The organism is Paenibacillus sp. NPDC057886 (genome assembly GCF_042796655.1).
GTDB lineage: Bacteria > Bacillota > Bacilli > Paenibacillales > Paenibacillaceae > Paenibacillus.
The window spans coordinates 231,500-248,404 of sequence record NZ_JBHVMZ010000006.1; the positions used below are offsets into that span (position 1 = coordinate 231,500).

Below are 16,905 nucleotides of genomic sequence, written 5' to 3' on the forward strand. Positions count from 1 at the left end.
AATGGCCAAATTACAAGTAAATATTCAAGTCAAAATTGATGCAATTGTCAATGAGAGTAACGAGTTATTTCAAAATGGCAAACATAAAGAATCTATTATATTGCTGGAAGAAGCCTGGAGTTTAATACCAGAGCCGAAAGGTATCTATAGCGAAAGTTACCATATAGTAAAAGATATTGTTGACACATGTATTCTTTTAAAGGACTTCAATAAAGCCTACGAATGGTCTAAAAATATTTTTGTCACAGGATTTATGCGTTTTGATACAGGAGATAAAGAATTTATTTCGGCAAAAGCAGCCTATGCATTAGGGGAGTTTGACCTTGCCAAAGAATTTTTTAGTTTTGCATTTAAAAAGTCTGAAGGTAGATGTTTTGAAGGTAAAGATCCTAAATATCTTGAATTCTTTAAAAATTAAAATATTTCTTGGTTTTGATTTGGAATTAAGTGTAACGTGGAAAGGATAATTGGTAGTAGACATCAAACATTCTCTGGTTATTTGTGATAAATCGGAGAGTGTTTTTTTTGTTTGACTATGGTTACCCAGATGAGCCTTGTGTCCGAGGTGCAGGTGGAAGAGGAACCGGAACCAGAAGAGGAGAAAAAAGGCTTCTGGGGTAAAGTGCTGGATGTGACTCAGACCGTGCTCGATGTAGCGGGTATGATCCCGGTCATTGGTGAAGTCGCCGATTTGGCGAACGCGGGCATCTATGCCGCTCGGGGAGAATGCAGATCTTACTAGCGTTCAAGCAGATGAAGCTGTTTTTGATGAGACTGATTTAACAGAAGCGATATTAATTGAAGGTGATTTTTCGAATTCGGATTTTATTCAAGCCAACCTATCTAAAGTTGTTGCTATTAATGGGAATTTTAGTGGTGCAAATCTTAGTGAAGCAAACTTATCTTCTGGTAATTTCACAGATGCGAACTTTGAAGGTGCAAATTTAAAAAATGTACATTGGAAAGGTGCAGTTATTGAAAATGCAACGTTTGATGCAGGGGTAAAAAAAGATGTAGAGAAATTGTTACTTTAGTTTATCGTAACAGGCCTGTTTTTCATAGAAAATAGTTTTCTATTTTCAGTGTCCACTACCGTTTAAATAATCCTAGCGGTGGTGGACACTTTTTTGTATGTGACGGAATGTATATTATGAATTGCGACACAACTTTCAAGGCTGAACGACTAGGAATGTGTTTTTGTAAGTATACAATGATTAATGAGCAGAGGATGCATCTCTGGTGCAGCAGTAGGCAAGGAGATGACCAAGACTAAGAGACTTGCGAGCAACTTCAGTCAAATAGATATGGTTTACAAGCTGAAAATAAGCTGAACGATTGCTTAACCTCGTCCTATAAAATAGCAATATCAATCGAAGTTGCGGAGTATGGTATGACATGGAAACTGATTGGGCCAATGCTTTTAAAGAAGATCCACCTATAAAAGTTACAGTGCAAATTAAACCACTCTATTCGGGCAATTCAATGAGACCAGATGCTTTTACTCTAAGTTTAGATAGCACAGGTAAATTCAATATAAACTTTGATTATACGAATTGGTATAAGACTGATTACGGTTTTAGTGATCAACTAAAGATCTGGAAGTACAAATATTTGAATATAAGCCAAATGATGAGCGAAGTCAATTTTTAATAAATCGATATTTAGAGGATTATCCTAATAATCCGATTTGAATAAATCACTTCAAATAAGGAATATCTACATTTCTTTTATTAATTGTTCAATAAATGAGTTGATTGAAGTGGAAAATGGAATGTATGGAAGAAATGTCCTTAAGTCTATTATAAAGACGGCATTGGAAACAAAGATTATAAAACGGTATGGGAAAACATCCTTCCTATGCCGTTTTTTTGTACAAGCAAGGAAAAAAGGTAAAGAGTTTTTTTAAAAGTCCCAGAGTAGCAGAAACTGTATTTGGGATGGTTCCAGTCGTCCGTTAGATCGCGGATTTAGCGAATAGAACCGGAGATGCTATTCTCTGGTGCACTGGGCAAGGTGATGACCAAGGCGAAGGGGCTTATGAGCAATTTCAGTCCGGCGTATTTGGCGAATAAACTGAAGAGCAAGCTGAACGATATGCTGATGAAGTCACCGAAACTGGCGAACGGACTCAAGACGGCGGGCGGCATGGAGACCGGATTCATGCAGAACTTGCTGATCAGTGAGGCAATGAATTATGGCTTAGAACAACTAAGTCAATATGTGGATTCAGGAAGTTCCAAACCTTCAGGGGATAAGGACAAGAGCAAGAAAGACAAGGATACGGCCAAGCATAAGGATGTACCTAAGGATAAGACGAAAGAAAAAGACAAAACGAAGGCTGATCCAAACAAACCTGAACGGAAAGAAAAGGAAACGGATAAATCTAAAGGGAAGACTGGTGATGATTCAAAAGATTCGTCAACATCAGATTCCAAGAAGGATAAGGACGGTACTGAGGGGACGGGTAATGGTGTAAACTCGACCAATCGAATACTTAGGGAAGCAACTGAAGAAGATAAAAACTTAATTGATGATGTCTACAAAAAATTTCAAGCAAGTCCAAAGAAGAAAAATGCAGCAGCTACTAAAGGCAAGATAGGTAACGATATAATTGATTTACAATCAATTAGTGGTCGAATAGATCCCAAAATCCCATTCCATAAAGGTAACTTCAATAAGCCAGATGAGAATGCTTATGTTTCAAGAGATCCAGTTGAACAAAGAGTAAACGACTCTGAGCAAAAGATGATCGAATATCTTCGAGAGAAATATAAAGATACGCCTGATATTTCTGGCGAGATTGAAATTATTTCGGATAGAGAAATTTGTAATAGTTGTAATGATATTATTGATCAATTTCAAGAAGAGTTCAAAAATATTATAATTACTAGAGTACAAATAAAAAATAGGGATGGAGTTTTAATTTATGAATAATGGAAACAAATATTTAGGGGGAAATAACATAGATTCATTTTTAATGTTTTTAAAGGAAAACTACAGTAGCAATCTTAAGGCTTGTGATGCAAATGATATGATGCAAATAAAACAAATCGCAGAGGGTAGAAAACTACCTGAAGCGTATTTGAAATTTATGGAGTGTGCTGGTAGGGGCTATATTATGTTCAAAGGGTCAGACTATACTATAAAAGACATAGAAATATATATAGAATTAAAGGAGGGAGCAGTAGAAGTATTAGAGGAATGTAACTTTAAAAATAGAATAGGTGACGACCAATTTGTTTTTATGGGACATCAAGGATACATGTACTGGTTTTTTGATCTAAACGATGGTAGTAACCCTCCAGTCTATTTTTTTGAAGAAAGCTATGATGAGTCAGTTACTCAAGGTGAGTTTATAAAATTGAGTGATAGTTTTTCAGAGTTTTTGATAAAAAAATATAATGGTGAACTTCAACGTTATTAAAGGTAGTCAAACAAGAACTATCTGAGAATGAAAACATATTTCGAATCTGTTATTAACTTTGTGTAAATAGACCCCAACAAACATAATGGTGGGGGATACCTAGTGCCGAATTAACTCATCATTCAACTAATAACATATATAAGCCATGTAATACCCGTATGAAGATTTCACCAATTTATTTGTACGCACATCAAATGCTTGAAAAGTATAACCTAAATAAAGCTCTTGCATTGCAATGAACAGGTCGATTATGGTCAGATGCTATCATGATTGACCTGTTTTTTTGAATTAAATCTTCCCTAGAGAGCGAGAAAAAGATGGGGATCGAGGCCCAGGAGACGATCTTCCTTCAGTTGCGGAGACAGCAGTATGATTCTTCTGGACGGCATGACTGATCTGAAGGGCAGCGAAGTGCTACTGGATGGATTAATCAAAATGCCCGTAACCGTGGAGGATCTGGAGCCGGTACCAGAAGCACCGTTTGTGTCCGAGGTGCAGGTGGAAGAGGAACCGGAAGAGGAGAAAAAAGGTTTCTGGGATAAAGTGCTGGATGTGACTCAGACCGTACTCGATGTAGCCGGTATGAACCCGGTCATTCGTGAAGTCCGGATTTGGCGAACGCGGGCATCTATGCCGCCCGAGGGGATTATACGAACGAGGCATTATTAGATCTCGTAGATAGAGAGGACGAGGGGTTTAGTCCTTCTTATAAAAATGTAAGTCTAATCTCTAAAAGTTTCACGGATTTTATTCATGTATTGTTTAGTCCTTGAGATTTATCCATATTAGATAATTACAACGCTTTCAATTGTGATGGATTTTTTGAATATAAGAGGGCTTAGTGTTATTGGAAATAAACCTAGATTAGGGAGATTGGGTTATGAATTCGCAACTTAAGAATGTTATAGAACAAGTTAATGAAGCGTTAGTGCAGGATGATGACAGTATTATTTATGGTGAAATAAATTCAGGTATTGAAGTCATAAATGCAGATACCCCACACATGAGACAGTACTATGATTTTTTTGGAATAAGTAATAGTGCGCGTTGTGGTGGGATTGATTTTTGGTCATATGAAGAACTGAACAAGAACCAATATCGTCTAACAAGCTGGATGGATGATGTGGGTGACTGGCTTGAAGTTGGACAAGTATTGTATGAGCCGTTAGTGATTAACAGAAACTCCGGTTTGCTATACGTTCTGAAAGAAGAAGAGGGAATACAAGTAGAAGAAAACATGGGGGAGTGGGATGATTTCTTATTCAACTATGTATTTGGAAACGGGTACAGAAGTATCTTACCGGGAGTTGACGTGGACGAGTGGTATCTACTCCTGAAGAGACTCGGATTCGTATAATCTAGATATAGTTCACATTGATGAATAAAATCAAATAGGAGATTCGATATGGTTAAAGAATCGATCAAAAAATATTTTGAACCGTATTTAATCACTTGGGAACAATTTAACGGAACGTTGCCGCTCACTGCCTCGACTGATAAGGAGGGAGGACTTTTGTATATTGGGGAAAGAAATAAGGAAGGTTACGTATCTTGGAAGCCTATACTCAAGAAAGCATTAACAGCATTTGATAGCATTGAAGAAAAGTTTAATCTCATTCTAAACGAGTCGATAAAACAATATTTCAACTCATATTATTTCTTCCAACTGGCAGGTTGGATCGAGCAATACAATATCAATTTAGATGCAGCAATTCCGTCGAGTGAACTAACAAACCTGTTGGATAAAATATCGGATTATCAACATAATGGTGAAATCGAATATATTCCAATCGGTTTGGAAGCCAATGGTCTGACTGTAGTTGTCCATAATATCACGGGAAAAGTATTTCTTGAAGAGTACGAAAGAAGGGTTTTGCCACAGGATCGCCAGGAACGTAAGATTTGAAATTTCAAGTGGCTACCCTGAAGAACATGTATTAGACTTGACAGTCTTTGTACGAGGTTATGGATCGAAGTTAGAGATAATCGCATTTGCATTCGGGACCTATACGATATAATAGAATGGGTTTAGGATGCCCAGAACATCAATATTACTTTAGATAATGGCTATTATCGTATAACCGTGTACAGTAGCTTACCTGAATCTAAGATTAGGGGGGATGATCAAAAGATATATTTATATTTTAACAAGTTAGTTTCGCCTCCAAAAATTCTATACTACGGAGTGCCAACATTTGAATAAAGAATACACGAAGTTCTATGTTGTGATGACTTAATATAATTAAGATTTTGAAAATAGCTGAACAATATAAAACAGGAAACCGATGAATAACTTAGAAGGTTATTCAGAGACTTCGATGACAAATAACGATTACATATAGCAACATAGAGAAACGACAGGGAGTGAGTAAATGGAATTTGAGTTTCATATCACAGTGAATGATTTAACGTTTGAAGAGAAGGAAAGCTTTATTGAACTGTGTCAGGTGGAGCAAGTTAAACCGGTTATGATCGTGCTGGATCAGGGTGAATACATCCATCAGCCGATGATTACAGGCTTAATACATAGTACTGATTTTGATGAAGTGGACAGCATCATTAAACAGTTGGTCACAAGGTTCCAAGGTAACGACTTTACAGTTGTACGAACAAAGGTAGAGGTTCCAGCGAAGGAAGAGAAGTATTTTCATCAGCGAATGGTTGCGCATTCCACCCCGTATTTTGAATGGCATGGTAAAGTGTATGTTGATGATGTAGTCAGGTTGAAGCAGTTGTGCGCCGACTCAGGCGGACATATCTCTAGGAACTCGCTGAATGCGAATGGGGAAATTAGATTTGTTACGGTCAGAGAATATAATAGTTCTGAAAAATTCTATAGCAGAGTAGAGAAGATACATAATATCTTACAGCAGAATAAGATCGAACTGTTAAAACAGCAATATGAACTGTGCATCTATGACAGTCGGGAAGAACTGGATCGTGGATGGATCTAACCGAATGTTGAGTACGATGAGAAGAATAGAGGAGGAGAACAGGTGTCTGGAAAAAATATACAATTACATAGCTTGAATGAGGATGAGAGATTCATTGTTGTGTTAGAAGCTCTATTGAAGCGCGCTTCTCTGGTGAATAGTCCATTTATATTAAAAGGAAGCTTATTGACAAGACAGTATTTGGAGAATCCCAATGTTCGTTATGTTGATGACATCGACTTTTTGTATGTAGGTCGAATTGAGACTGAGGACCAAGCCAATGAAATATTTACAGACTGGATGGTTCGGGTGACAGAGATGGATCTGAATGACGGTATTGTATTCCGAAGCTTTCGCGAGAATACTTTCTGGCGGAGAATAGACTACGCGATGGCGGATGATTTTCCGACGGTGAACACGGAGCTTGCCTTTTATATTGATAGTGAACCAAGGAACGAAAATGCATATGAGGATGAGCTGCATCTTGATATATCCTTTAACCTGGACTTGAATGAGAAGTCTGTTGCTCTTTCGTACCAACCCATGGTTGGAGAAGCTTTTGTCGTTCCTCACACCGTACCACTCTCGATTCAGATTGCATGGAAGCTACATCAAACAATCGTAAGGCCCCGGTTCAAAGACTTGTATGATTTGCAGCATCTGTTGTCTAACCCGTCATACGATCAACAGGCTCTGCAGGAGACACTACAGACCCTGGTCAACGAGTGCAATGTAGACCCAGCAATTACAAGAGAGGATATGAAAAAGGTACTGGTTGACGATCTGAATGATGTATATTCGAGGTTAAACTACGATTATGACCTGCAGTATTATGCTGGAAGTCGCAGCCCTGAAGTATATTTTATCGAGTTTGTCACAGAGCTGCGCAGAACCATGAATCATGCCGGGATTAACAATGACGCATATGAACATTTACCAATCTGCACCACGCTTAAATAGAGATTTTCATGTACTGAAGAAGCGGAGCTAAAAGCTTTCTGCAAGAAAGCTACTTTGGAGGCTTACACTTCGCCTTTATCCCCAGATGAATTTGAAAGGAACACCCTATCTCCGATACAATGTTCTCATAGAGTCTGAGAGAATGGATCCAATACGGCTCAGAAATGGAGAATTACAATATGACTGATTTTATCAACGCTGATGATATTAACGACTTAATTTTGGCTGCGGCTGCCTCAGAGCTGGAGCAGATGGTGGGCAAAATTTGTGAACTGATCGGTACGCCTTTGGAACAGACAACGGAACTGGAGCGTCAGGTGATTGCTGCTTTTGGATTTGGCGCTGTATATGGCATAACCCATCGGGATCAACTCGCGGAGCCGCAGGCTCATGCACTGAGCATCCGGATGCTCATTAAGCCGTTTAACTATAGTGAGCAGCAGGCGGTGGATTTTGCCGATGATCTGATCCGGGTGGCTTCAGACCGTGAGGTGCATCCCGTGATGAACACGATTATTCATCGTGGGATTGATGGACACCGTCAATTTAACCAGGAAGACGATGAAGGGTTGGGCCGCAACATTCAGGAGATTTTAGCCGCGGTACAACCGGAAAGAAACTGAAGAAGTAGCGTTCACCCTTTCATGTAATGGTACAGACAGGATATGTGTTTAATGAAATGTTTAACTTGTTTGGGAGATGAGCGCAATGGATCTGATGAAATTAAGTAAAGAGCTCTCATACGCCTTGCGTCACGCCCCTTGGGAGTATGAGCTGGAGCTGGACGAAGAGGGCTGGGTGGAGATTCCGCAATTGCTGGTGGCTTTACATGAGAGTCCACAGTGGAAAGACGTCACGGAAGCCGATCTGGAGCAGATGATTCAAGCTTCTGAGAAAAAGAGACATGAAATCCGTTCTGGCCGCATTCGGGCATTATATGGTCATTCGACTCCGCAAAAGATATCCAAAATACCTGCCGATCCACCGGAGATACTCTATCATGGCACGCCACTGCGGTCGGTTGCTTCCATTATGGAGCAAGGTTTGCAGCCTCGGCAGAGGCAGTATGTTCATCTGTCCGCAGATATGGATACCGCCAATCAGGTGGGAAGAAGACGTGATGACGAGCCGGTAATATTGAAAATTAATGCCGCTCAAGCGGCCAAGGACGGACTTCTCTTCTATCATGGTAACGAAAATATTTGGCTGGCCGATCACATTCCGGCACGGTATATCGAGCAATGATCGATGTAACGGTGATGGAGACTACCGATATCTACATCGAATTTAATTCGCAATCGGACCGGTTCAATGAACAGTTATCCGATCAACTGCTATATCGTTTTAAAGATTGTTTTATAACACCAAAAGGGACACATCCAACATTCGCTGGTGTGTCCCTTATTATTTCCATTTTATTATCTTCTATTTAAAATTACTTGCCCAAAATGGCTTTAACACCCTCGCTCAGGGGTTGAGCCGGACGGCCGAGCAATTTTTCCAATGTATCACTTTCTACAGCCAGTGCGCCTTCACGGATGGCACTCTGCATATCAACCAGCATGGATACGACAAAGTCTGGCAGACCTGCACCTTTCATGATGTCAGCGTATGCGGCATCGTCCACGTTTTGCACGTTGATGTCCTGTCCAAGCACTTCACCAACAATAGCCGCGAGTTCAGCTTGAGTACGCAGTTTACCAGACAACTCATATACTGAATTCTCATGTCCCTCACCTGTAAGTACTGCAGCCGCAGCATGGGCATAATCATTGCGAGTAGCCCAGCCCACTTGGCTCGTGTTAGTTGCATGCACCCAAGGAGCACCCTGGGTAGCTGCTTGAACGCTGCCTGCTTCATTTTCCAGGTACCAGTTATTACGCAGGAAAGAATAAGGAATGTCGGATTCGCGGATAGCCTGTTCCGTAGCGCGGTGTACTTCAGCTAAGGAGAGAGTGTTTTTCTCCGCATTCACAACGCTGGTGTAAGCAATGAAGCCAACGCCTGCTTTCTTGGCAGCGTCCACAGCAGCTTGATGTTGGCGAATACGCGTTTCATTGTCACCATCGGTGGAGACCAGCAGCAGCCGTTCTACCCCTGCAAATGCTTTTTCCAGCGTTTCAGGCTGATCGAAATCACCTTGACGAACGTCAACACCTTGAGCACGCAACGCTTCCGCTTTCTCAGGGTTGCGTACACTTACAGCCAGATCCTCAGCAGACACCGTTTTTAACAAAGCCTCTACGACCAGTGAACCCAAATGACCTGTTGCGCCAGTAACTAAAATTTTCATTGTGTTTTCCTCCTATAAGGTAGTTGTGTGTCGACACTAATGTGAAATGTCAATCTACATGAATGGATGTAATCGTATGTGTTATAACAGGTGTGATTACAACGAAAGGTTTAAAAAAAGCTCGTAATGAGCTTTTTTTATTCAGAGACGTGAACCTGATCCATCATCTGTTGTATCGTTACACGTTTCAAACGCTGCTCCATGGCTATCTGAGCCTCAATAAGTTCGGCGCGCAAGGTTTGTTCGATCATGCTGCCAACCGGACAATTTGGGTTCGGGTGTTTGTGAAAGTTAAACAACTCGCCATCCTCCACAACCTCAAGTGCACGATATATATCCAAAAGGGTAATGTCCGCGGGGTCCTTTAACAAAGAAGCACCGCCGACACCAGGTCTGACCTCAATCAGGCCGGCCTGTTTCAGCTTGGACATAATGCGCCGAATAATGACGGGATTTGTATTCACGCTTTTGGCGATAAAATCTCCTGTGCACTCATTAGGCACAACAGCGATCAAGGACAGCGTATGAACCGCGATGGAAAAGCGACTGCTGATTTGTTTCATGGATGATCACCACCGTTGTAACTATAATAGTTACAAATAACCTCAATGTCAATTATAAATTTCAAAGTACCAGATGTATTGAATTCTCACTTCTGATACAGTTCAACCTTTAACCGCCCCGGACGTCAGACCGCCGACTATATATTTTTGCCCAATCAGGAACACAATCAACACAGGCAGGGACGTAAGCACGATATCCGCACTCACCAGATTCCACTGAGCACTGAATTGTCCGAAGAAGTTATAGACAGCGAGTGTCATTGGCCACATCTCGACGGTATTAAGCATGTAGAGTGGGGCGGTAAACTCATTCCAGACACTCAGGAAATTAAGAACAAATACCGTAACCAGTACAGAGGTTAACAAAGGCACAATAATTCTGAGAAACAGCTTGATTCCGTTGCATCCGTCCATGATCGCTGCTTCATCCAGTTCTTTCGGAATATTGGATACAAACGCATATGTGATGAATAGCGAGATCGGAATCCCCATGGCCGTATAGAGCAGAATCATGCCGAGATGTGAATTGATCATACCCAGCGACTTCATGACCTCCATCAGCGGAATGTAGTTGAGCGGCAGTGTAATGCCCAGGATGAGAAAGAAGTACAGGAACTTGCTGAGCTTCGAATGATTACGCGATAACGTAAATGCCGAGAAGGCCACTACAAACACCAGCAATAGGGAAGAGGCGGCAGAGTGCAGCAGACTGTTGAAAAAGGAACCTCCCAAGTGTCCCTGTTCATAGACGATTTTGTAATTTTCAAAGATAAACTTCTCAGGCAGCGTCAGTTTCAGTACTTTGGCTTCGGCGTCGGACTTGAATGAATTCAGGACAATGACGACAAAAGGAATCAGGACGACCAGGCTAAGCAGCCAGGCAAGCACATTTAAACCGATGGAAGCCAGTCTTTTTTTCAGTCTCATGTCAGTATTCCACCTTTCGGTTCATCAAGCGGATGATAAAGAAGGAGATAATCGCCATGATGACAAACAGAATGGTGGATAACGCACTTCCGAGTCCCCAGTACCCTTTGGCAAAGGAGGAATATACCGCTGTGTTAATGACATCCGTGGCGTTGCCGGGTCCACCGTTCGTCAGCACGTATACAGCATCGAATACTCTCAGCCCGTATGTAATATTCAGCACCGTGGCGATGGTGATCGTAGGCATCAGCATCGGAATCGTGATACGAAACAGCTTCTGCCCGAAGCCAGCGCCGTCTATGGATGCGGCCTCGTAATAATCGCGGGGGATGGCGAGCAATCCGGCGATGAACAGCACCATGATGTAGCCCATGCCTTTCCACGTATCCACGGCCATAATGGACGGCATGGCCCAGGTCAGGGAGCCCAGCCAGTTCTGGGCGAGAACGCCCAGTCCCAATGAACGCAGGGTCACGTTAACGAACCCGTTATTCGGATCGAGCAGACTTTTGAACACGAGACCCACAATCAGGAATGAGAGCACTTGTGGGGAGAAGATGATCATCCGATGCAGATTGGCGGCCTTCACACCGCTGACCAGCAGCAGGGCCAGAAACAGGCCCAGAACGGTTTTGGCAATGGATGTAACCAGCGTGAACAGGACTGTATTTTTGATAAAAAGTAGATATGTCGGATCACCCGCCAGAATGGTGCGGAAATGCTCCAGTCCAATAAAGTTCTTCTCCGAACTATAACTGTTCCAGTCGGTGAAGGAATAATAGATGCCCAGCAGGGCGGGAGCGACGATGAATAGCAGATACAGTACAATCGCTCCGGATGAGAAATACCAGGGATAGATTTTGTTTGCGTTCATAACTCGTAACACCTGTCCTTCCTGCGAAAATACATGAGCGGGCAAGTGCCCGCTGCATGTAAAGCTGTTTAGCGTTTATGTTTACCTTGAGATATGCGGTTATTGCCACGCCTCATCCTTCAGCACCTTCGCTTGTTCAGCCCGGCGTTTATCAATATTTTGCAGAATCTGATCCGGTGTCATCGCCCCGGCGAACATGCCAGACAAGTCTTTGCCAATATCCATCCATTGCGGATCAATATATTTGACGGCAGCCTGCATGACCGTACCTTTTTCATGATTTTTCTCATAATCGATATAATCCTGCGTCAGCTTTGGTTCGATTTCCGGCCAGCAGATCGTCAGATTGCCTTCCCCTTCATCGAACACCCGTTGCAGATGATCATGCTCAGTAATCCAGCGGAAGAATTTCAGTACCTCTTCGGGATGTTTACTGTTTTTGTTGCCGAACATCGCAGCTGAACCGCCCGGATTTACACCAATCGTCTGATTGTCTCCCCACGGCATGACGAAGAATCCCATGTTGTCCGCCATCGCTGGATAAGCCTCGGACACTTCCTTTTCCGTACCTGGAACCCGCAGCAGCATGGCTGCTTTCTCCTGACCAAAGGCTTCGATTCCTGCTTCGACCGTATTGGATAAAAAGTCTTTGCCGAAATAACCAAGATCCGCAAATTCCTTCAACTGTTCAATGACCGATTTAAGCTGCGTCATATCCGCGACCTTCATCTCATTGTTGTTCAGCTTCTCGTACGTTCCCGGCGTAGCTTGCTCATAGTTCGGACCGGTTTCGAACAAAGGCAGCACCTGGTACCATCCGCTGGCAGGCGCCTGATAGAACGGAATGATGTCCTTGTCCTTGATTTTTTGGCTGATCGCCTTGAACTCGGCGTAGGACGTTGGCGGCTGGATGCCGAGCTCTTCAAAGATACGTTTGTTATAGTACACATACCATATTTTCGATGGTGCAAAAGAAACCCCGTACACCTTATCTTTATAGCTGACCGTTGGTAAAATCTCTTTGGACATGCGTCCTGTAAATTCCTCATTGGTCAAATCAATTGCATTTTCCTCAGGTCTTACGTTGGCAGGCATGCTCAGCGGGTCCACATCGACATTGAAAATATCAGGAGCCTCACCGGAGGCGAGCTTCACCTTAATCAGGTCACGCCACTGGGCGTCAGGGACCACCTGAAAGTCAATTTTCACACCCGTTTCCTGCTCATATTCCTTAGCCATCGTTTGCATGATACCCGTACGTGGAATGCCGCTCTGGCTTGTTCCAAAGGTTAGCGTTACTTTGCCTGAACTTTCGGAAGAGTCACCGGAATTGCATCCGGCAAGAAGCAGGCTGGAGAGCAACAGCACACCTACAAGGGATACTAGAAATCGTTTTCTCATTAATGAACCTCCCATGGAATAAAGAATATTGTCTCTTGCAGAAACGCTTCATGTAAGCGTATTCTTATGTGGATAACTTTACGCGGAACAAAGAATGCGCTCAATAGACAAAAGCGTCCTGTTGGGTGGACATTTTCGAGTAAGTTGCAAGACATCATCAGATAACGAGGTGTGAGATGGTTAAGTACCGATTCAGGACGCTTCAGCAAAGTCTGTTTGCCTACTACTCTGCGGTATTTATTGTATTTTCATTGATTGTGGCCAGTCTCTTGTATGTTTTTCTTGCCAATGACATTCGTAGTCGAAGTGCCGAACAGCAGAAACAGCTGGGGAACTCGATGGTGGGCAATCTGGATCAGGAAATCGTCAAAATGAACAATTTCTCCATGAACATCGTATATTCCAATCTGGTCAAGGAGCACTTCAGTCACTATTTATCTCCAGCGGAGGACAATGAACAGACGTTGGCGAGTGACCCGGCTTTTTACAAGGATACAACAACGCTGATTGATGTCATTCTGGCGATCATTAGCAGCTCCAACACAGCCAAACAAGCGAATATCTATGATGTGAACGGTAAAATGCTGGGAGCGGGCGCGTTTAATGGACAGCTGTCCGTAGATCTGACCGAAAGACCGTGGTACAAGGAAACGTGGACGCGCAATGGCTGGCGTGTCATAAGCTTACTCGATGGTGGGGCTTTACCGATGCCAACAGGGCAGGGGGAGTCAGGCAAACAATATCTCTCCCTTACCCGGGTGTATAAGGATGGAAATTATGTCTCGCAAGGAGTAGTCGAAATCTTGCAGGATGCCGGAACCCTGTTCCAGCATTTAAACGATATGCAAGCCGGGAACGAAGATCTGAGCGTCTATGTATTGAGTGAACGAAATGAGCTTTTATATCCTTTTTTGTCCAATGAACATCCGTTAACAACAATCCATTCCGACGTTGTTAACTTGATTCGTAACGATCACAATCCGTCGGGAACGATGCAAGAAGTGGAAGATCCCAATGGAAATTCGAAGCAAATGATGACCTACACGACCTCGCAGGAGACCGGATGGACGGTTATCGTGATGCAGTCCAAACAATCCCTTTTTGCGAATCTGAATCGCATGGCTCTTCTGTTCATGGGTGCTACTTTAGCTACCTTGATTCTTATTCTGCTCCTGTCATACCTGATCTCCAAACGTGTTACTTTACCGCTCCATCGTTTGCAGCGCATTATTCAAAAAACTGGCGTCCACGATCTGACCACGGGTCAGGACTCTGGTCAGTTGTTCAAGTTGGAATATCCGGGGTCCATCCGTGAGATGGATGAGCTGAATGATACGTTTATTCAATTGAATCAACAGCTTGTGCAATCCTTCCAGGACATGCTGGCGATCAAATCTCAGGAAACGGATGCCAGATTGCTGGCGTTGCAGTCCCAGATGAACCCACACTTTCTGTATAACAACATTACGAACATCAGCATTATGGCGGAGGAAGGCATGAATGAACAGATCGTTGCGTTCTGTGGTCATATCGCATCCATGCTGCGTTACATCTCGGCTCCGAACAAAAGCGGTGTTCCATTGGAAAAAGAAATCGACTACTGTGAGCGATATTTGGAGTGTATGAAAATTCGGTTCGAAGATGATTTGCTTTATGAATTCCATGTTCCGGACTCGATGAAAAATCTTCAGGTACCCATGCTGCTGATTCAGCCTTTGCTGGAAAATGTCATGAAATATGGACTGCGTGATACACCACCCTGGAAGCTGCATATCATTGGAGAACTGGACACCGTGCAGGAGACATGGCAAATGACAGTCGAAGATAACGGACCTGGCATGGAACCCGAGGCGCTCACGCTCATCCAGCAGTACATACAACAATCACAGGAATGGGAGCGCATGCCAGAACTTGAGATCAACGGTATGGGATTGAAAAACATCTGGATCAGACTCAAATTATGGTATGGTTCCGCGGCACATATGCATATTTCGAATCATCTTTCTGGCGGCGTCAGCATTACGATTGGCGGTTCCATTCGAAAGGAGCACAGTTAAACTCATGTCGATGACATATAGAACCATTATTGTGGAGGATGAGGCGTTAATTCGCCGCAACGTATCCCGGAAATTCAGCGAGCTGGGCACCCGGTTTGAGGTTATAGGTGAAGCTAGGAATGGACAGGAAGCATTGGAACTGATTGAGCAAATGGTGCCTGATCTGGTCGTTACCGATATTCAGATGCCAGTAATGAATGGGCTGGAACTGGCGAAACATCTGTATTTTGCCTATCCGCATGTCAAGATCGTGATCCTGAGCGGCCACCATGAGTTTGAGTATGCACGTCAGGCGATCAGTTACAAGGTAGAGGATTATCTGCTTAAACCCCTTACGGAAGAACAGCTTCGGTCGCTGCTGGATGCAATGGAATTAAAACTTGGCAAGGCAGGGGATTCGCTGGCACATGTCAGTGCAATGCTGGATGAACAGGTGAAGCCGGAGGACATTGCAGAGGCAGTCAAGTTGTATGTGAAACAGAACTATATGCATGAAATTACGTTGCAGGATATGGCAGGACAAATGCATTTTAGTGTGGATTACCTGGGGAAGTGTTTCAAAAAGGTGACGGGTGAAACCCCGCTCAAATACATGACAGGGCTTCGAATCAACGAAGCAAAGCGCATGCTCGCGGCCTTTGAAGATATGGATATTAAGACAGTAGGTAGGGCGGTGGGATATAGTGATTCCCATTATTTTAGCCGTATTTTCAAAAACAAGACAGGACTGTATCCCAGCGAGTATCGCCAAAGGTTACAATAACGAAAAAAAGCCCTGTCCATGGTTCTTGAAGAACCACAATGACTGGAGCTGATTATTGTGACAAAGCATCTTCCGTGATTTGGCGGATATCAAATGGGGAACGGTTGCCTTCCTCAATGATGTCAGGGAGAATCTGCTCAAGGAAATAGTGTACACAGTGGAGGTCAATATTTTTGATTTTGATCAGGGCATATCGGTACATCACGATAAATTCCTTTTCAGTATTGCCACGTTGCAGTTCAGCAAACGCCTCGTACACCTGATCCATTTTGTCGGCCACTTCCAGAATGAGTCCCTCGACAGAGTTGTCTTTGCCTTCACGCAGTTGTCTGCGGAAAATGGGCTGGAATTCTTCAGGAATGTTTTCGTTAATAAAATGCTCAACCATGCCTTCTTCCACCTGCTGCAGCATCGAACGAAGCTCTAGTGAATAATGTTTAACTGGTGTTTTGATATCACCGATGAAGATTTCGCCATAATCATGACTGCTGGTGATCTCGTACAGCTTCTTCCAATCGATGGCGACCCCATGCTGTTCTTCAATATCGGCAAGTGTTTTGGCATACTGTACAACTTTCCAGGAGTGGGCGGATACGCTGTGCTCCTCGAACTTGAATTTTCCCGGGGTACGAATAATGCGTTCGAGATCGTTGAGTGATCTAAAGTACGTATGAATTCCCATGTGTGCAATCATCCTTTTTTAGTTAAGT

21 protein-coding genes are annotated in these 16,905 nt (G+C 43.1%); 15 read left to right on the plus strand and 6 right to left on the minus strand.

Features of this window, described 5'->3' with window-relative positions:
* The first annotated feature begins 1 nt into the window (after position 1).
* The 13 genes from ACFVQB_RS21190 (at position 2) to ACFVQB_RS21250 (ending at position 8,562) form a co-directional block, all read left to right on the plus strand.
* Positions 2 to 418, plus strand: coding sequence for a hypothetical protein (locus tag ACFVQB_RS21190; protein ID WP_379443559.1), 417 nt, complete (start codon positions 2 to 4; stop codon positions 416 to 418).
* Between the two features lie 111 nt (positions 419 to 529).
* Positions 530 to 742: a hypothetical protein gene (locus ACFVQB_RS21195; protein WP_379443562.1), complete on the plus strand. Its 213-nt coding sequence runs from the start codon at positions 530 to 532 to the stop codon at positions 740 to 742.
* Positions 711 to 1,034: a pentapeptide repeat-containing protein gene (locus ACFVQB_RS21200; protein ID WP_379443566.1), complete on the plus strand. Its 324-nt coding sequence runs from the start codon at positions 711 to 713 to the stop codon at positions 1,032 to 1,034. Before ACFVQB_RS21195 ends, ACFVQB_RS21200 begins: the two co-directional genes overlap by 32 nt.
* A gap of 361 nt (positions 1,035 to 1,395) precedes the next feature.
* Complete coding sequence (locus ACFVQB_RS21205; protein ID WP_379443570.1) at positions 1,396 to 1,650, plus strand: immunity protein YezG family protein; 255 nt, start codon at positions 1,396 to 1,398, stop codon at positions 1,648 to 1,650.
* A gap of 387 nt (positions 1,651 to 2,037) precedes the next feature.
* Entirely contained in the window at positions 2,038 to 2,934 is an 897-nt protein-coding gene (locus ACFVQB_RS21210; protein ID WP_379443573.1) for a deaminase domain-containing protein, read from the plus strand.
* Positions 2,927 to 3,424 (plus strand): SMI1/KNR4 family protein, encoded by a 498-nt coding sequence (locus tag ACFVQB_RS21215; protein WP_379443577.1) that lies wholly within the window; start codon positions 2,927 to 2,929, stop codon positions 3,422 to 3,424. The genes ACFVQB_RS21210 and ACFVQB_RS21215 overlap by 8 nt, the downstream gene beginning before the upstream one ends.
* A gap of 369 nt (positions 3,425 to 3,793) precedes the next feature.
* The gene (locus tag ACFVQB_RS21220) at positions 3,794 to 4,093 is read left to right on the plus strand and encodes a hypothetical protein (RefSeq protein ID WP_379443581.1); all 300 of its coding nucleotides are present in this window, start codon (positions 3,794 to 3,796) and stop codon (positions 4,091 to 4,093) included.
* A gap of 211 nt (positions 4,094 to 4,304) precedes the next feature.
* Positions 4,305 to 4,781 (plus strand): hypothetical protein, encoded by a 477-nt coding sequence (locus ACFVQB_RS21225; protein ID WP_379443585.1) that lies wholly within the window; start codon positions 4,305 to 4,307, stop codon positions 4,779 to 4,781.
* A 48-nt stretch (positions 4,782 to 4,829) separates the two neighbouring features.
* The gene (locus tag ACFVQB_RS21230) at positions 4,830 to 5,330 is read left to right on the plus strand and encodes a SecY-interacting protein Syd (protein ID WP_379443587.1); all 501 of its coding nucleotides are present in this window, start codon (positions 4,830 to 4,832) and stop codon (positions 5,328 to 5,330) included.
* Between the two features lie 466 nt (positions 5,331 to 5,796).
* The gene (locus ACFVQB_RS21235) at positions 5,797 to 6,378 is read left to right on the plus strand and encodes a hypothetical protein (RefSeq protein ID WP_379443589.1); all 582 of its coding nucleotides are present in this window, start codon (positions 5,797 to 5,799) and stop codon (positions 6,376 to 6,378) included.
* 42 nt (positions 6,379 to 6,420) lie between these two features.
* Entirely contained in the window at positions 6,421 to 7,317 is an 897-nt protein-coding gene (locus ACFVQB_RS21240; RefSeq protein WP_379443591.1) for a nucleotidyl transferase AbiEii/AbiGii toxin family protein, read from the plus strand.
* Positions 7,318 to 7,496: 179 nt separating this feature from the next.
* The gene (imm48, locus tag ACFVQB_RS21245; RefSeq protein ID WP_379443594.1) at positions 7,497 to 7,940 is read left to right on the plus strand and encodes an Imm48 family immunity protein; all 444 of its coding nucleotides are present in this window, start codon (positions 7,497 to 7,499) and stop codon (positions 7,938 to 7,940) included.
* Positions 7,941 to 8,025: 85 nt separating this feature from the next.
* Positions 8,026 to 8,562 (plus strand): RNA 2'-phosphotransferase, encoded by a 537-nt coding sequence (locus ACFVQB_RS21250; RefSeq protein WP_379443596.1) that lies wholly within the window; start codon positions 8,026 to 8,028, stop codon positions 8,560 to 8,562.
* Positions 8,563 to 8,752: 190 nt separating this feature from the next.
* On the opposite strand, the gene ACFVQB_RS21255 is transcribed toward ACFVQB_RS21250, so the two are convergent.
* The 5 genes from ACFVQB_RS21255 to ACFVQB_RS21275 form a co-directional block, all read right to left on the minus strand.
* A complete protein-coding gene (locus ACFVQB_RS21255) occupies positions 8,753 to 9,610 on the minus strand; it encodes an SDR family oxidoreductase (RefSeq protein ID WP_379443599.1) in 858 nt (285 codons plus the stop codon).
* A 137-nt stretch (positions 9,611 to 9,747) separates the two neighbouring features.
* A complete protein-coding gene (locus tag ACFVQB_RS21260; protein WP_379443601.1) occupies positions 9,748 to 10,173 on the minus strand; it encodes an Rrf2 family transcriptional regulator in 426 nt (141 codons plus the stop codon).
* A gap of 102 nt (positions 10,174 to 10,275) precedes the next feature.
* On the minus strand, positions 10,276 to 11,100 hold the full coding sequence (locus tag ACFVQB_RS21265) for a carbohydrate ABC transporter permease (RefSeq protein ID WP_379443603.1): 825 nt from the start codon (positions 11,098 to 11,100) through the stop codon (positions 10,276 to 10,278).
* Position 11,101: 1 nt separating this feature from the next.
* Complete coding sequence (locus ACFVQB_RS21270) at positions 11,102 to 11,974, minus strand: carbohydrate ABC transporter permease (protein ID WP_379443606.1); 873 nt, start codon at positions 11,972 to 11,974, stop codon at positions 11,102 to 11,104.
* Positions 11,975 to 12,073: 99 nt separating this feature from the next.
* Positions 12,074 to 13,375, minus strand: coding sequence for an ABC transporter substrate-binding protein (locus tag ACFVQB_RS21275; protein ID WP_379443609.1), 1,302 nt, complete (start codon positions 13,373 to 13,375; stop codon positions 12,074 to 12,076).
* Positions 13,376 to 13,551: 176 nt separating this feature from the next.
* Here ACFVQB_RS21275 and ACFVQB_RS21280 point away from each other — a divergent pair, with 176 nt between their 5' ends.
* Entirely contained in the window at positions 13,552 to 15,432 is a 1,881-nt protein-coding gene (locus ACFVQB_RS21280) for a cache domain-containing sensor histidine kinase (protein ID WP_379443612.1), read from the plus strand.
* 4 nt (positions 15,433 to 15,436) lie between these two features.
* A complete protein-coding gene (locus ACFVQB_RS21285; RefSeq protein ID WP_379443614.1) occupies positions 15,437 to 16,195 on the plus strand; it encodes a response regulator transcription factor in 759 nt (252 codons plus the stop codon).
* A gap of 52 nt (positions 16,196 to 16,247) precedes the next feature.
* Here the strand turns inward: ACFVQB_RS21285 and ACFVQB_RS21290 are convergent, their stop codons facing one another.
* A complete protein-coding gene (locus tag ACFVQB_RS21290; protein ID WP_113053733.1) occupies positions 16,248 to 16,877 on the minus strand; it encodes a YfbR-like 5'-deoxynucleotidase in 630 nt (209 codons plus the stop codon).
* Between the last annotated feature and the right edge of the window lie 28 nt (positions 16,878 to 16,905).

Excerpts from the sequence above, each read along its gene's own strand:
- ACFVQB_RS21215 (WP_379443577.1), top strand. The coding sequence starts at position 2,927 with ATGAATAATGGAAACAAATATTTAGGGGGAAATAACATAGATTCATTT.
- ACFVQB_RS21205 (WP_379443570.1), top strand. The coding sequence starts at position 1,396 with ATGGAAACTGATTGGGCCAATGCTTTTAAAGAAGATCCACCTATAAAA.
- ACFVQB_RS21225 (WP_379443585.1), top strand. The coding sequence starts at position 4,305 with ATGAATTCGCAACTTAAGAATGTTATAGAACAAGTTAATGAAGCGTTA.
- imm48 (WP_379443594.1), top strand. The coding sequence starts at position 7,497 with ATGACTGATTTTATCAACGCTGATGATATTAACGACTTAATTTTGGCT.
- ACFVQB_RS21270 (WP_379443606.1), bottom strand. The coding sequence starts at position 11,974 with ATGAACGCAAACAAAATCTATCCCTGGTATTTCTCATCCGGAGCGATT.
- ACFVQB_RS21250 (WP_379443596.1), top strand. The coding sequence starts at position 8,026 with ATGGATCTGATGAAATTAAGTAAAGAGCTCTCATACGCCTTGCGTCAC.
- ACFVQB_RS21285 (WP_379443614.1), top strand. The coding sequence starts at position 15,437 with ATGTCGATGACATATAGAACCATTATTGTGGAGGATGAGGCGTTAATT.
- ACFVQB_RS21275 (WP_379443609.1), bottom strand. The coding sequence starts at position 13,375 with ATGAGAAAACGATTTCTAGTATCCCTTGTAGGTGTGCTGTTGCTCTCC.
- ACFVQB_RS21265 (WP_379443603.1), bottom strand. The coding sequence starts at position 11,100 with ATGAGACTGAAAAAAAGACTGGCTTCCATCGGTTTAAATGTGCTTGCC.
- ACFVQB_RS21210 (WP_379443573.1), top strand. The coding sequence starts at position 2,038 with ATGAGCAATTTCAGTCCGGCGTATTTGGCGAATAAACTGAAGAGCAAG.
- ACFVQB_RS21260 (WP_379443601.1), bottom strand. The coding sequence starts at position 10,173 with ATGAAACAAATCAGCAGTCGCTTTTCCATCGCGGTTCATACGCTGTCC.
- ACFVQB_RS21290 (WP_113053733.1), bottom strand. The coding sequence starts at position 16,877 with ATGGGAATTCATACGTACTTTAGATCACTCAACGATCTCGAACGCATT.
- ACFVQB_RS21230 (WP_379443587.1), top strand. The coding sequence starts at position 4,830 with ATGGTTAAAGAATCGATCAAAAAATATTTTGAACCGTATTTAATCACT.
- ACFVQB_RS21235 (WP_379443589.1), top strand. The coding sequence starts at position 5,797 with ATGGAATTTGAGTTTCATATCACAGTGAATGATTTAACGTTTGAAGAG.
- ACFVQB_RS21280 (WP_379443612.1), top strand. The coding sequence starts at position 13,552 with ATGGTTAAGTACCGATTCAGGACGCTTCAGCAAAGTCTGTTTGCCTAC.
- ACFVQB_RS21190 (WP_379443559.1), top strand. The coding sequence starts at position 2 with ATGGCCAAATTACAAGTAAATATTCAAGTCAAAATTGATGCAATTGTC.
- ACFVQB_RS21255 (WP_379443599.1), bottom strand. The coding sequence starts at position 9,610 with ATGAAAATTTTAGTTACTGGCGCAACAGGTCATTTGGGTTCACTGGTC.
- ACFVQB_RS21200 (WP_379443566.1), top strand. The coding sequence starts at position 711 with ATGCCGCTCGGGGAGAATGCAGATCTTACTAGCGTTCAAGCAGATGAA.
- ACFVQB_RS21220 (WP_379443581.1), top strand. The coding sequence starts at position 3,794 with ATGATTCTTCTGGACGGCATGACTGATCTGAAGGGCAGCGAAGTGCTA.